This window comes from Ruegeria sp. D6, assembly GCF_056534365.1.
In genome coordinates this window covers 789,398-803,522 of sequence record NZ_JBQFPH010000002.1, presented here as the reverse complement: position 1 = coordinate 803,522, position 14,125 = coordinate 789,398, and the positions used below count along the sequence as shown (strand labels likewise).

14 protein-coding genes are annotated in these 14,125 nt (G+C 52.0%); 6 read left to right on the top strand and 8 right to left on the bottom strand.

The features are described 5' to 3' along the window. Positions 1-567 precede the first annotated feature (567 nt). Positions 568-1,488 carry a LysR family transcriptional regulator gene (locus ACR0A1_RS11480; RefSeq protein WP_480615715.1) on the bottom strand — a complete coding sequence of 307 codons (921 nt, stop codon included), beginning with the start codon at positions 1,486-1,488 and terminating at the stop codon, positions 568-570. A gap of 111 nt (positions 1,489-1,599) precedes the next feature. On the opposite strand from ACR0A1_RS11480, the gene ACR0A1_RS11475 reads away from it, so the two are divergent. The 4 genes from ACR0A1_RS11475 to ACR0A1_RS11460 all read left to right on the top strand — a co-directional run bounded on the left by ACR0A1_RS11475 (position 1,600) and on the right by ACR0A1_RS11460 (position 3,888). Continuing rightward, entirely contained in the window at positions 1,600-2,523 is a 924-nt protein-coding gene (locus ACR0A1_RS11475; protein ID WP_170392814.1) for an SDR family NAD(P)-dependent oxidoreductase, read from the top strand. A gap of 17 nt (positions 2,524-2,540) precedes the next feature. After that, complete coding sequence (locus ACR0A1_RS11470; RefSeq protein WP_480867559.1) at positions 2,541-2,915, top strand: DUF4345 family protein; 375 nt, start codon at positions 2,541-2,543, stop codon at positions 2,913-2,915. Between the two features lie 272 nt (positions 2,916-3,187). Next, on the top strand, positions 3,188-3,502 hold the full coding sequence (locus ACR0A1_RS11465) for a winged helix-turn-helix domain-containing protein (RefSeq protein ID WP_170567335.1): 315 nt from the start codon (positions 3,188-3,190) through the stop codon (positions 3,500-3,502). Next, the gene (locus tag ACR0A1_RS11460; protein WP_480867557.1) at positions 3,499-3,888 is read left to right on the top strand and encodes a VOC family protein; all 390 of its coding nucleotides are present in this window, start codon (positions 3,499-3,501) and stop codon (positions 3,886-3,888) included. The genes ACR0A1_RS11465 and ACR0A1_RS11460 overlap by 4 nt, the downstream gene beginning before the upstream one ends. Before the next feature lie 103 nt (positions 3,889-3,991). Here ACR0A1_RS11460 and ACR0A1_RS11455 read toward each other — a convergent pair whose 3' ends face one another. Further along, positions 3,992-4,945, bottom strand: a complete 954-nt coding sequence (locus ACR0A1_RS11455) for an SDR family oxidoreductase (protein WP_170625003.1) — start codon at positions 4,943-4,945, stop codon at positions 3,992-3,994. Between the two features lie 168 nt (positions 4,946-5,113). Between ACR0A1_RS11455 and ACR0A1_RS11450 the strand changes: the two genes are divergently transcribed. Beyond that, the gene (locus ACR0A1_RS11450; RefSeq protein ID WP_480615709.1) at positions 5,114-6,013 is read left to right on the top strand and encodes an AraC family transcriptional regulator; all 900 of its coding nucleotides are present in this window, start codon (positions 5,114-5,116) and stop codon (positions 6,011-6,013) included. 241 nt (positions 6,014-6,254) lie between these two features. On the opposite strand, the gene ACR0A1_RS11445 is transcribed toward ACR0A1_RS11450, so the two are convergent. The 4 genes from ACR0A1_RS11445 to ACR0A1_RS11430 all read right to left on the bottom strand — a co-directional run bounded on the left by ACR0A1_RS11445 (position 6,255) and on the right by ACR0A1_RS11430 (position 9,845). Beyond that, entirely contained in the window at positions 6,255-7,265 is a 1,011-nt protein-coding gene (locus ACR0A1_RS11445; RefSeq protein ID WP_480867555.1) for a DUF2955 domain-containing protein, read from the bottom strand. Next, the gene (locus ACR0A1_RS11440; protein WP_480867553.1) at positions 7,255-8,319 is read right to left on the bottom strand and encodes an HlyD family secretion protein; all 1,065 of its coding nucleotides are present in this window, start codon (positions 8,317-8,319) and stop codon (positions 7,255-7,257) included. The genes ACR0A1_RS11445 and ACR0A1_RS11440 overlap by 11 nt, the downstream gene beginning before the upstream one ends. Further along, positions 8,316-9,395, bottom strand: a complete 1,080-nt coding sequence (locus ACR0A1_RS11435) for an AI-2E family transporter (protein ID WP_480587853.1) — start codon at positions 9,393-9,395, stop codon at positions 8,316-8,318. The genes ACR0A1_RS11440 and ACR0A1_RS11435 overlap by 4 nt, the downstream gene beginning before the upstream one ends. A gap of 180 nt (positions 9,396-9,575) precedes the next feature. Beyond that, the gene (locus ACR0A1_RS11430) at positions 9,576-9,845 is read right to left on the bottom strand and encodes a potassium channel family protein (protein WP_480439390.1); all 270 of its coding nucleotides are present in this window, start codon (positions 9,843-9,845) and stop codon (positions 9,576-9,578) included. 423 nt (positions 9,846-10,268) lie between these two features. Here ACR0A1_RS11430 and ACR0A1_RS11425 point away from each other — a divergent pair, with 423 nt between their 5' ends. After that, positions 10,269-12,917 carry an AsmA family protein gene (locus ACR0A1_RS11425; RefSeq protein ID WP_480867550.1) on the top strand — a complete coding sequence of 883 codons (2,649 nt, stop codon included), beginning with the start codon at positions 10,269-10,271 and terminating at the stop codon, positions 12,915-12,917. A 529-nt stretch (positions 12,918-13,446) separates the two neighbouring features. On the opposite strand, the gene ACR0A1_RS11420 is transcribed toward ACR0A1_RS11425, so the two are convergent. After that, the gene (locus ACR0A1_RS11420) at positions 13,447-13,788 is read right to left on the bottom strand and encodes a dienelactone hydrolase family protein (protein ID WP_480867548.1); all 342 of its coding nucleotides are present in this window, start codon (positions 13,786-13,788) and stop codon (positions 13,447-13,449) included. A gap of 157 nt (positions 13,789-13,945) precedes the next feature. Next, on the bottom strand, positions 13,946-14,125 hold the full coding sequence (locus ACR0A1_RS11415; RefSeq protein ID WP_480503682.1) for a hypothetical protein: 180 nt from the start codon (positions 14,123-14,125) through the stop codon (positions 13,946-13,948).

Here is a 14,125-nt window from a genome sequence, read left to right as displayed (position 1 = left end):
TAACGGCACAGCCAACTCAGCCGCACTTGTTTTTGGGGCTAGTAGGATTTGGACAAGCCAAACGCCTCTGGCGATCAGGGGTAAGACGCTGCCTTCCCCCTCGGGCAACCCTATTAGACAAATCCGTGTCTTCGGCTGCGCTTGCGGGCCGCACCACTATTGTCGAATAACATTGCGTCGCCCCCAAGCGCGTTCGCCACGTGGCAGAGCAGCAGGAACAGGCGCCTCCGGCGTCTGATCTGCAAATCAGCCCTGGTTTTCTCGAAAGGAAGTCAGGATCAACAAATCGGTCCGGGTTCTGGATGAAGGAAGGGACGCGAAAACGGCAAGGCTCTGTCGCTGCTGGCAGAACTATGTGTCGCCTTACAACAAGGAAATGTGGAACTTCACTGATCGTGGACTCAATCGACAACCAAAACCTCAACAAAGCGGTCGATCACGTCATTCAATTCTGACCCAAACGTCAAGCATTTCTGACCTAATACGAGTAACCGCCATTCAACGACGCTGCTGTTAGTGTCTCAAAAGAGTACAGTTTACCGTCCATCTTTCCGAATAGAATAACCGCTACTCCCGCTTTGAGGTTCCCGAAACCCAGAACTCGTTTCGCCTAGACCTGACCCGCTCGGACATAAAATCGACGAAGAGCCGGACGCGCGTGGTGTTTCTAAGATCACGATGCAGCAATAGCCAAATGTTTCGGTACGGTATCGGCTTTTGGAAGGGCGCACGGATCAGATCGGGATGGCGGTCGCCAAGATTGCACGCAAGATAGGCCATGCCAAGACCGGACGCCGCCAATGTGATCAAAGGCACAAGTTCTGAAACACGATGCTTGAGCCGGGCTTTCGGATAGTAACTGTCTTTGATCCATTTGGCTGTAATGGCCTCTTCTGGCTCATGCCAACCGATGAAATGCAACCCCTCGCCGCCATTGTCGCAGACCCGTTCGGCGTAGTCTCGCGTGCAATAGGCTGCTTGAGACATCTGGACCAACTTTCGCCCGACCACATCGTCCGTCACCTCATCCGCGATACGCAGGGAGATGTCAGCCTCTCGTCGCATCAGGTCTCGGATGTCGTTGGTGAAGTTCAAGCTCAGGATGATGTCTGGGTAAAAATCTGCGAAGGCGGCAAAATCATCCATCAACGATGTCATTGCCAATCCATGGGGAAGAGTAACGTAGACCGTGCCCGAGGGTTGCGCATCTCTGCCAACAATGACGCGAGACGCAGCGGTCATTTCAGCTTCTACCCGTTCGGCGTGAGGCATCAGATCTTCGCCGAGCTGAGTCAGGGCGAGGCCGGTTTTTGAGCGATCAAACAACCGGCTGCCGACGCGTTCTTCCATGACTGAAATCCTGCGCGTCAGCGTGGTGTGGTTCACCTGAATACTGTCAGCTGCCCCCCGAAGAGTTCCGGTTCGGGCAACCGCCAGAAAGTACTTCAGATCGTCCCAGTTCAGGGAATGGCTTTCCTTGATCGACATACATCTTGTGTTTCATTTTTGAAGCACTGTGTCCAGAAATACCTATCTACAGATCATTTATTGGCCATCCTACCTTGGGCGCATCAATCGCAAACCCAAGGACCATACCCCATGAACCAAATACAATCTGTATTGATCACAGGCGCAAATGCCGGACTGGGCCGCGAGGCGGCCCGACAGCTTGCACTGCAAAAGGGCATATCCAAAGTTTATCTGGCTTGCCGCAACCCAACGAAGGCGGAAGCCGCAATTGCAGCGTTGGAACGTGAGACCAGGCGCAAAATCTTTGAAATCGTCCTGATGGACGTGACCGATCCGGCTTCGGTTCGCGCCGCTGTAGCCGAACTTTCCACCCCAATCGACGCCGTAATCCTGAATGCAGGCGGTACGGGTGGACGGCATCCGAACAGCCTCACCAGCGATGGCGTGACCAACATCTTCGCCACCAATGTTCTCGGCCACGTGGTGTTGGTAGACGCATTATTGGAGCGTCAGTTGGTAACGTCCACAATTCTGTATGCCGGATCCGAAGCCGCACGCGGCATTCCCAAAATGGGTATGCGCCGCCCGGACTTGTCCGATAGAACAGTCGACGAATTCAAATCAATCGCTGATGGCAGCAAGTTCGGCCCCGAGGGCGATCCGATGCAGACCTACGGCTACGCCAAGCTCACCGCGACCCTGTGGATGGGAGCGATGGCACGTCAGCACCCCCATATTCGCTTTGTCACAATGAGCCCGGGTGGTACCGCAGGTACCGCTGGCTTTGACGACCTGCCGTTTATAAAACGTATTGTCTTCAAACATATTGGCGGCGTTCTGATGCCCATATTCGGGATGATGCACGGCGTTGAGGCTGGGGCAAAACGGTATCTGGACGGTTTGCTGAACCCGGAATTCAAGACTGGCCACTTCTACGCCAGTCAAACCGGCTATCCCACCGGAGCAGTCGTGGATCAAGCTAGCATCGACGGGGCTCTGTCAGACGTCACCACTCAGGATAACGCGAACCAGGCACTACGTCAGTTCGCCTGAAGCAAAGGAGAAATGAAATGGAAACCATACTGAACATCTTGGTCATCCTTGCAACTCTTATGCTGTCTAGTCTCGGCCTCATGTCAATGTTTGCACCCCGGCGCATGATTGCCAACTTTGCTATCGAGCCGGTCGGCACCACTGGACTCAGCACGATCCGTTCGGTGATCGGCGGGCTGTTTCTGGCCTCAGTGGCTTTGCTGGTGATCGGTCTGACCACTGGGCAGACACTGGGATATGTGGCTGGTGCAATCCTGATGGCGGTTGTTGCTGTCGGACGTATTGTGGGAATTCTTGCGGATGGGTTTGACAAGGCAGTTCTGCCACCGTTGGTCGTTGAACTTGTGATCATCGCGGTTTTGCTGTCAGCCTACTACCAGCTCTCCTACTAATCGCCTTCGAAATAGATGGATGGTGGCGAGAGTGAAGTGGCCGCCGTCCAATCAGCCCATCATTATTCGCACCAGCTAGCATTCGAACAGTTTCCGCTTTGTCCCGTATAGCGACCGGATCAGATCACGGGACCGAACATTCCGGATATCCAAATCTGTCATTCGTGAGGGGCACAAAGAATGTCAGCGACGAGCGCTAAGAAATGAATGCCGTGAACTGCTCGAACTGATAGTTCGATTTGACATGCAACATTATTGTTGCATGATGAAGCATGAGCGTTCATTTTGATCCGCAACTAAGCATTCTTTTCAACGCCCTTGGCGACACCACGCGGTTGTTGATCCTTGAAGAGCTGAGAAAGCGTCACGACCAGACGCTTTTCGAACTTTGTGCTCGTTTGTTGGAAGAGCATTCAGTCACAATTTCCAGACAAGGCATAACTCGACATCTGAATACGCTTGAGCAGGCAGGTCTGATCACCACGACTTGGCGGGGGCGCACAAAAATTCACACCCTGGTGGCCGCGCCGATCGCGGGTGCGATCAATCCCTGGGTGGACCTATATTCCCAAGGAGACGCACTATGAAAATGTACATGACGAGTATTTCTGTGGACGATCAATCTAAGGCTCTGGATTTTTACACCAACAAACTTGGGTTTGTTGTGAAGCACGATATTCCACCCGGCCAGCACCGCTGGTTGACACTGGTATCAGCGGAGGAAGCCGAAGGAGTGGAGTTAGGCTTAGAGCCGAATGTGCATCCGGCGAGCCGTGCCTATCAGGAAGCACTTGTGGCTGATGGCATTCCCGTTTCGGCATTCAGTGTTGACGACATTGACGCAGAGGTTGCCAAGCTCGAGGCGGCAGGGGTGGAATTTATTCAACCCCCAGTGAAGGCAGGTGGCGCGACAATGGCAGTGTTCGACGACACCTGTGGAAACCTTATTCAGCTAGTTGAGTTGCATGTCTGACCGTCAAGAATAGCAATCCCGTCAGTTAGACGACGTGGGTATGCAAGACATCGATGTCAGCTTTAGTGATGGAACACTGGGGCACGTCACACAACCCATCAACTCAGACCTCCCAGCTGAAACCAGTCGCCTTTTCGGATACGTTCCATAGCTGAACCATCACATCCTTCTCATATGCATGCGGGTTCAATGTACCCTTGCCGACCGGGCCAACAGCTTCTAAGCGGCCTGTTGGTCCGTAGAGTGCGCGTTGTTCGGTCAAAGTCTCTTCGATGGCACACATGACTTCGGGATAGGACCCTTGCTCGGCTGTTTGAACCATAGGTGTCTTGGTCATCAGCCACCAGATGAACCGCATCGTCCGGCTGCCACTTGTGCTGATCAGTGACGTTGCCGAAGAGCCGGGATGGCAAACATAGACTTCGACCTCGGTGCGCCCTGCGGCGGCAAGCCTGTCCTGTAATTCATAAGCGAACATCATTTGCGCCAGCTTGCTTTGCGAGTAGGCGGTATTCGGCCCGTAACCCTCTTCCCAGTTCATGTCGTCGAACTTGATCGTCTTCAGGCCCATGTTGTAGCCAAGACTGGCAACAACAACGATCCGACCTTTCGAGGCTTCGATCCGCTCAAACAGTAGACCACAGAGCAGGAAGTGACCGTAATGGTTGGTACCGAGCTGACTCTCGAACCCATCCTCTGTCAGCTTGCGGGTTGGCACCTGCGCGATGGCAGCATTGCAGATGAGCGCATCAATCCGGGGAACAGAATTCAGAACTTCTTCCGCAGCTTCGCGTACGCTTGTCAGCGAGGCCAGATCCATGCGAATGAAGCTCACTTCCGCCTCGCTGCCGAACTCAGTTTTCAGGTCCTCAACAGCTGCCTGAGACTTCTCAACCGAGCGGTTCAACATTACGACCTTGGCGTTCTTTTTTAGGAGCGTCCGCGCGGCCTGGAACCCGGCACCGGCGTTGGCACCCGTGATGAGGTAGGTCTTGCCGGAGAGGTCGCCGAGGCGCTCAGGCATCCAGCCTTTGGGTCCAAAGGTGGTATCGGGCATCTTTTGTCTCCTAACTGCGTCAGCGCAGGGATCGAGTGAAGAGTGTGTTAACTTGGAAATGCATATAACTCTCACCAAAGCACAGAAACAGGCGAGATCATCGCGAATACTTGCCCGATTACATCAAGGTAGTTGCCAGCATCGATCTGGAGCCATTACATCTCTGTTATGAGCAAGGATCAGATTAAACAAATCATCGCTAACCGAACCGAAACAGACGGCCTGACCGAGACAGGCATCAAGGGCGTGCGGCTATTTCGCGCCACGCAATCAATCCCCTGTGTTCCAGCCGTTTACGAGCCCTGCATCGTGGCCATTGTGAGTGGTGTGAAGGAAGCCGTTCTGGGTGGCCGAAGATACGAATATGACAACAGTCAATACCTCTGCTGCCCAATGTCGATGCCGGTCAAGGCGGGGACGCCTTTGGCCTCGCATGACAACCCTCTCTACGGGGTTATGATCTCTCTTGAGCAACGCGCCATGGCCGAGTTGGCAATGGAGATGGAAAATGCCGGGGGCGTTCTGCCTTCGGTCAAAGGAGATCTGCGGGAGCCAGGAATTAGGTTTGCACGATGGGACGATGGATTCACTGAAGCTCTGCTGCGGCTACTGCAGCTCGGAAACAGCGAGACGGATACAGCAGTTCTTGGCGAGGCGCGATTACGTGAGGTGCTCTATGCGATCCTGAGGGGAGAAGCTGGCACCTTCGCCCGGCAGGCATTCGGTGCTGGCAACGCCATCGCACGTTCAATTGCGCATGTGTCGTCACACTTGGATGCGCCGGTCTCGATTGACGATATGGCAAGCCGAGCGGGCATGAGCCGGGCCGTCTTCCATCGTAAATTCAAGCAAGTCACGACGATGGCACCAATCCAATTCGTTAAGTCGATGCGCCTCAACAACGCCGCCATGAAGATCGCGGGCGGGATGCCTGTGAACGAAGCCGCAATGGACGTTGGTTACGTCAGCCCGTCCCAGTTCAGTCGCGAGTTCAGGCGCATGTATGGGCAATCGCCGAGGCAATGGGGTAACGCACAGAAACTTCCGGTCAGTGTTGCTCAACGCTGACTTTCGAAGGGAAGGCAGACGTTGGCGCAGCTTCGGCGAAAGCTTCATTCGTCCCGCGAGGAGGCAGCCTTTCGAACTTGTTCCACAGAACGGCCATCACTCAACCAGAGATCGCTTGACATAAAACCGCTTCAGCGATGTTCGCGGTTTGCTATGGCGCTGCAATTCGAGCGATGGTTGCAAAAATCGGTCAAACTGGGAACTCTGCTGGTTTCAGCGCCAAGCTTTGTCGCAATTAACTTCATTGACTCGCCTGGCGCTCTTTTTCTGGCCAGAATTCATCCACCACGACATATGCGATGATTACAAAAAAAGCGGCGCTGGCAACTTGCAATACGCGAGTGATGCTCTTGACGTCAGCCTCGTCTGAAAACGGCGCAACCGAACCGCCATATACAATCAGAGCTGTTGTGATAGCGGAACCGGCGGCGGCGGCGAGCGGGACTTTTGACTTTCCAAGTGCTCCGAGTGTTAGGCAAAAGAAATAACACAGCAGAATGGGGGTTAGAATAACCGGAGCTATTACGTTTATTTCATAGCATATGATGGAGACTGCCGCCCCAAGTAGATTTGCCGTCAGCATTGCTTTTGCAACTGCTTTGCCTGCAGCAGGCATTGCCGCAAGTTGCTGGCTCAGCAGGGCGACAAAAAACAGAACCAACAAAGCAGAAGCGCCGGAAATAAAGAACGCCATAGCAAAGGGCACTGTGACAAGAGACATCCTGACTATTCGGCGATGTGGGTCGAAGTCCGGCGAAGTTGCAGCCTTCTTTTGAGCGGGCGTTTGAGGTTCAGCGGGTATCAACACGAACATCAGCGTCGATACGAAACCTGCGAACAGCAGGTTCAGCGGGATCCAATACACGAGCACCAAAGCCAAATCCTGAGATTGCAGAACTAGGTTCGGAATCATTAATGCCCCCATGAGGGCAATGACACCCGGCAATACTCCGGCGCCAGAGACTGACCACATGAAAGACAGGATTATTCCAATGGCCACGAGGATGAGGAACACAAGAGGATATGGTGAGAAGATTGACGACACCAGGAACGAAATGAACATCAATCCAATTGAGAAGACAAATAGCTTACCAAATGCTGCCAAAGGTAGTGCCGCAGGTGCTTGAAGAAAAAGGGCCGTGAACACCGCCCCGACAACGGCGAGGGGCCACCCAAGAAATAGGCCCAATGCAAAGACACCGGTAACACCCAGCGCAAGCCGGGTGACAGAGCTTTGATCCTCAGTACGCATAGGACAGAATTGAAACCACGCGGATGTAGGCGCGGCCCACGAGGTTCAGCAACGAGTTGTCGCTTAGATACATGATCACATCGGCCTGCCCGTTCAGTTGAAAGCGAAGATCGTCTTCGGCACTTCCAGCTTCATAGCCGGGTAAAACAATCCTGACCGGAAACCTTTCAGGCTCCCGCAAAAATCCCTTGGTGCTTGGCGGGCTCGCCAATTGCCCCGGCTCATCACCGCCACTCAAAGAAACAGCAGCACTAAAGCTCTCAATTACGCCCGGAACGATCTTACCTGGATGCATATCCAACACCACATCAACCGGAGACCCTATTGAAGCTCTTCCCAGATTGTTTTCGGTAAAATACGCCTCGATCCAGACGTCGGTTGCATCCAGAAACGTCAAAAGATCCTGGCCGGATCGCGCATACGTTCCGGGGGCAATCAGCAGATTAGAAATGACACCTGTCGCCGGAGCACGCAGTTCGGTCCATTCAAGGTTCAGTTCCGCATCCGCCAAGGCCGCCAGTGCGCGCTGGATTTTCGGGTTTTCAATCCCATCGTCACCAAGCCTTTGCTTCGCTTTTTCCAGATCAGCTTTTGCGTTCTCAAAGTTTGCCTCAGATTCTGCCAGTTGTCCTCGTGCATCATCGGCCTTTGAGACGGCAATCAACCCTTTCTTTTCAAGCGCAAATACACGTTCCGTCTGGATGCGCATCGTATCCAGATCGCTCTGCGCCCTTGCGAGTTTGGCTTGTGCCGCACTTACCTCTGCCGAAGACGCACCCACCTCTTGGGTTGCCGCTTCAAGATCAGCTTCCGCCTTTGAACGCTCGATTTCGTAGGGTCTGGAATCTATTCGAACCAGAACATCACCTGCCGAAACGACTTGGCCGTTTTCTACCAAAACTTCCGTTACCGTTCCGGTTACCTGAGGCACGATTTGGGTGGCCACAGCTTTTACTCTGGCGTTCCCGGTAAATGGCGTTTTTCGATCAGCGACCAGATACCAGACAAGAAAAATCAGAATGACAGCCAGGGTTGTCCATATCGTTTTCCTCATTTCGCCGCACCTTCAACAGTGCCCTCGGCTTCAGGTGAGGTATCAATCCAAACCTTGAACAGCTCATAGAAGACAGCAAAGAGTACCGGCCCCATAAAAACGCCGATCAACCCGTACGCCATCATACCTCCGAGAACACCGATGAGGATGACCAGCATGGGAGTCTCAAGGCCTTTTGAGATGAACACGGGTCTTAGGAAACTGTCCATTATCATGACGGGAACGGCCAATATGGTGAAGATCAAAGCAGTTCCGCCGGACATGGAACTCCAAGCGTAGATAATAACGGGTATCAGAACCAGTCCGGGCCCGATTTGGATAATCGAGAGTATGAGGCAGACAAATGCCAGTGTGGCGGCCGAAGAAATCCCAAACAAAGCCAGCAGTATCCAAACGAAAACAGCCTGAATGGCTGCTACGCCAATCACGCCTTTTGTAACGTTCCGGATCGTTGCACCTGCCAGTGTCACGAATTCACCGCCGCGTGGTGCAAAGACACGATTGGCAAAGCGCTGAAGACCCTGGACCAAATTTGGCCCCGGGCTGAACAATGCCCCCATAATCAATACGGACAGAGCTAAGCCAAGAAGCCCGATACCAATGCCCAGCACCTTTCCGAAGAGCGATTTGGTTATCTCAAGGATTTGCGCGCCGTATTTTGCAAGCGCGCCGTCAAGATTGCGCTCAAACATTCCCCAGACATCGGAGATTTTATTTCCAACCAACGGCAATTCCTTGAGGCCCTCGGGCGCAGGGGGGATTTTCAATTCACCCTTGTCTGCTTGTTCCGCGAATTCAGACCCAAGTTCTGCGGCTCCAGATACCGCAGTTGCGACTGGCCCGAGGGTCAGAACAAGGCCCAACAAAACCAAGATCGTTGTGGCAAGCTTTTTCCGCCCTCCTAGCTTGGATTGTAGCCAATCAAATGCCGGGTAAAGCGCAACGCAGAGGATCGTCGCCCAGATGACTATGCTTGCAAGCGGAGCCACCATTACCAGGGCGCTGTAAAGGAACAATCCGAGAAAGAGCAATCGTATCGCGAGGTCGACAATCTTCGCGTCCTGGGTCTTTTCCATTCCATCCCTCCACTATCTGTTTTCCAAACAATACACTCAAAAAACGTAATATGTATATTTTTTGAGTTTTCGGCGCTCATCTATCAGTTTGAAGGTACGAGTGAATCCGAGGCACGGCTTCAGATGCGCGGTCGCACTGATACCTGCGCATGAACTCAAATTGCCTTAATTTGGGATAATCTATTTGTCCGTTTTTTCGTCGTCTTGGGACAAGATTGTATCTGCCACTGTGGTCGCCGCAGTCACGAAAACACCCAAGCCTACAATGATATATACCATTGTGAAGATTTTCCCCGCCGCAGTTTCAGGTGAGAAGTCACCGAACCCTACGGTCGAAATTGTCACTACGGAAAAGTAGATCGAGTCTAGCCAACTCCAACCTTCGACAAAGTGGTAGAAGACTGAGGCCCATAAAATCATTCCGACTGTGAAGGCAAGAAGGCCTTTCACTCTACCGTCCTTGAAAGCGACGCCTATCCCACGTGTTATTCTAGTTAGCGAATTCATTGTGTCCCCGTCGTTTGAAGAATTCACATATAACAGTAATTAGATGGATGTGGGTAATTGAAGCATTTTAACCGCGTCTAGTTTAATTGGGGTGTCCAGGCGCAGTAGTCAAAGCTAATGCAATGTGCTCGTTTATGAAACGTTAAACGCGTTTCAAGCCAGCTATTTTGAAACTGGGTCAGCAGCACATCCTAAATTTGGTCCTTTAACCGTTTCTTGGTCGCCCGACCAATTCCGCAAGAGAAGTCGGCTAAATGGTCAAGGTCATTTAGGGTTCAGCAAAATAAGAAGCCACATATTCCATTAACATGATGCTTTAATGGTCTAGTCTGCCCAAGAAAGGAATCAGAACCTTAGGAGAAAAGCGTGCGGTTCATCACAAGAGGTGTAATGGTTTGTTGCGCTGTCGCGTTCGTCGCGGTTGTTGTGGCATGGCTTTTCCTGTCCTCTGCGTTGTTTTCTTCTGTCAGAACCACTTTTGTTGAAAACCTGATCTCGAAGAAACTTGGTCAGGACGTGTTAATAGAAGATGAAGTGCGTCTAGGCCTTGGTCGGCAACTGCAGGTATCCGCAGCGGGATTGGTACTACCCGGCGCGATCAAGACCGAAGCGAACCTGGCAGCAATCGACAAACTTGAGTTCAAAATTTCCGCCCGTGACCTTTGGAACAGCAAATTGTCGCTGAGTGAGCTTTCTCTCTCGGGTGTCCACCTCAACTTGATCACGGACAAAGACGGTGTCGGAAACTGGCAGCCCACTTCCCAAACGGGCGCTAAAGCCGGGGATCCGGCCAAACCTGCAAACCTGTCTGTTGCTGGAATCCTAACGGACCACAAAATTGACCTGACCGATGTCACAGTTCTTTACCAGAACGATCTAAACGGGCTTGGTCTGGATCTGCAGCTTCTTGAGCTGAATCTAAAGCGTGATACGGAAACCGACGTTGTAACCGCGGTTGGGGCTGGTTCACTAAATGGAGAGAAGTTTGATCTGAACGCGAGCATTCCCGCGGACGACCCGTTTCAGGTCGCTGTGAATTTCGAACAGATTGCGATTGCCGCCGAAGAAGTCCCTCAAGAGAACGGGCTACAAGTGAATACGACCATAGAGGTTGCCGAACTTGGTCAGCTTCTTGATATCCTGAAACTCAATCGCGTTCTGGAGGGTTCAGGAAGCATTGGTGCAACATTCAAATCAGTCGACGGCGTAGCCCGGATTGATGACCTGGCTGTATTGACTGAATTGGATGGTGGGCAAAGCCTTTCGCTGACGGGACAAATCGGAGAGTTGGGAAACCCAGAAGACGTATCCCTGACAACCCGCATTCGGTTGTACCCTGAAGATGCTGAACCCGCCCCAGCCGCGTCGCGGTATGATCTAAAACTAATAGCAGTTGACATGGTTATCGATAGCGTACCCGGGCAGGTCCCGCAGCGGCAAATGGTCATTGAAACCAACGGGTTCACATTGGATACCTCTGGTGAAGGGCCGCCCCCGATTAAGTTTTCCGAGCTTTCCAGAACACCCGAAGGCGCCTTGAGTGTTGGAAACATCAATTTGAGAATTGGGAACCCTGCTGATCCATTTATCATTTTGGACGGTTCGGTCGAAGACGCGTTGCAATTACAAGGCATATCGGCCGACGGGTTAATGGATATACCCGCAAGCAGCTTGATCTCATCAGAGCTTCTGGGACCGGATGATCAACTTGGTCGATTTTCTGGTAACTTTCATTTGAACGGCGACATCAATCAGCTTTCGCTGACAAATTTGGATGGCCAGACAAGCGAAACGGAACTTTGGAACCTTGAGGTGCATGGCTCTGTCAAAAATGTGCTCAAATTCGAGAACCTGGACTTGGCAATTCAAGTAGAAGTCCCCTCCGGAGCGGACCTGTTAGAAGCCCTATCGCTTGAACGGGTGGAAACTGGACAGGCTATCTTTGAAATTGGCCTTGCCAGCGAAGGAACCGATTGGGATGCGAATGCCAAAGTCAAGGTTGCCGACTCTGTCCTGCAAATTATGGCCGATCTTGATGATGCAACGAGTGATCCTGTACTGCAGGGTTCCATAGAGAGTGACTTGATAAAGATAGATCAGATCCGAACCATCGTTCAGGCCGCTGCACAATTGAGGAAAATTGGCGGTCCAGAGCCCGACGAGGAAGACGTCATTGAGGAATCCGGCGACACTAGTCCTCTAAGAGACGTAACACTTAAACCTATTGGGCGTTCAATTCTCTTGTCCGGTATGGATATGGATGTCGACGTTGATCTTCGGCACATAGAGGGCGCCAAAGGCATCAGCAGTTTGCAGAGTGAACTGACGCTCAACGAAAATGAACTCAAGGCCGGACCTTTGAATTTTGAATACGGAGGTGCTCATTTCGATGTCAGCGGACAAATGGATCTATCGAACGACGCGCATCTGCTCACGCTGACCGGCACAGCAGGCGGCTGGCAGCTGGATGAAATTCTTCACAACCTGAACTTCAAAAAGGGCGCAAGCGGTACCATCTATGCAGATTTTTCGGTGACCGGCGGAACCGATTCACCTAAGCATTTTGCCAACAGCATGAACGGCAATGCCACGGTCTCAATGCGTGACGGCTCGATCGAGACCCAGCTTTTGGATCTGGCAGGGCTAGGGATACTACCTTGGGTGTTTACCAAAGAGAAACAAAAGGTTGCTCCGATCACATGTTTGCGTGCACCGATTAGTATTTCGAATGGAAATATTTCGACGAAACAAACCACATTGGAGACAGATCATGTCCAAGTCGTCGTCTTTGGCGGTGTTAATGTAGCGGGCAAGGTTTTGGACCTAAACCTGCAGCCCCGCAAGATTGGCGAACCGCTTTCGAAGAGTCCCTGGCCCGTGACCTTGAAGGGCCCACTAGCAAAGCCGAAGATCAAGGTAAAAGACGGTCCCAAGCGACTGAAACGATCGGATGGTGCGGACAAAATGCCGGCAAAAAGAAAACTTTGCGTTCCGGATATTTTACAACTGCAGTAGTGGCGAAGGCAGTCGACAAAAGAACACAAATAAAGTTCAAAAGCTTAGTTAAGCGTGACCGACACATAGTTCTGCCACCAGTGACAAAACTTTGCCATTTTCGCCTCACTTCTTTCATCTGGTATCCAATTCAACTTCATCTTTTGGGATTACTTCCGGCGGAATGCGGAAATTCGCAGCAGGTGAGAGGGATATCCGGCGAACTTAAGTAGCAAGCATTCAGGCTTAGGTGACTGTGCAGGCTGTACTCTGACGAGCCGACCACTCAACCAGAGAACGCCTCACATAACTCCCACAGGACGCTCGTGTTTCGACGTTTTTAGTAAACAACCAATGGTTTTGTATCCCGCCAATGAAGGCTTCTTTTAGCGATGATGTCGTTTTTCCCAAGCCTTGTAGCCAAGCGTTCCTTTCGACCTATCTGATCATGGAAGATAGATTACTGGAGCTTAAAATGAATCGGCACCGGTAGACTGAGGGTTACGACGAAGCGATTAAAACACAATGCGCGCTTCGCCGTACACTGTAGTTACTTCAGATAAGTGTTGAGCCAATCAAAGGTGCGGTACCAGGCTAGGTTTGCCATTTCCTCGTCATAACGAGGCGTGCTGTCGTTATGAAAACCATGGTTGGCATTATCGTAGATGTAGGCTTGGTAAACCTTTTCGTTGGATTGCAGGGCGGCTTCAAAATCCGGCCAACCTGCGTTGCTGCGCTCATCAAGCTCTCCCATCTGAATCAGCAACGGCGCCTGAATTTTGGCCACATCCTCAACTGCTGGCTGGCGACCATAGAATGGCACGCCCGCCGCCAATTTTGGGTAGGTCACGGCAATTGCGTTGACCACACCACTGCCATAGAAGAAACCCACAACTCTTCCCGCCCTGGCTCTGAAGCTTCACTAAGCCTTTGATAAAAATTGACACTTTGATCACTGGCGTAGATGCGGGCTGTCGCAGAAAGTTGATCCGCATCCAACTCAAGTTGGTCATTCAACTAGACAAAATAGTCTAGTTTCTCCGTATCATTCAGGGTGTGGCAGCGCCATAGGATCGTAGACGCGAGCATGAAGCCTGAAACTTCACCTTCGGCAGACAATAGCGCTTCGCATAGTTCGGCAATGGACCGTTTGTCATCTTGGCCACGCCTATTTCAGTACGCTCCAGAAATTGGTTCAATAGATCACCCAGAAACCAATTCCGCTGCAT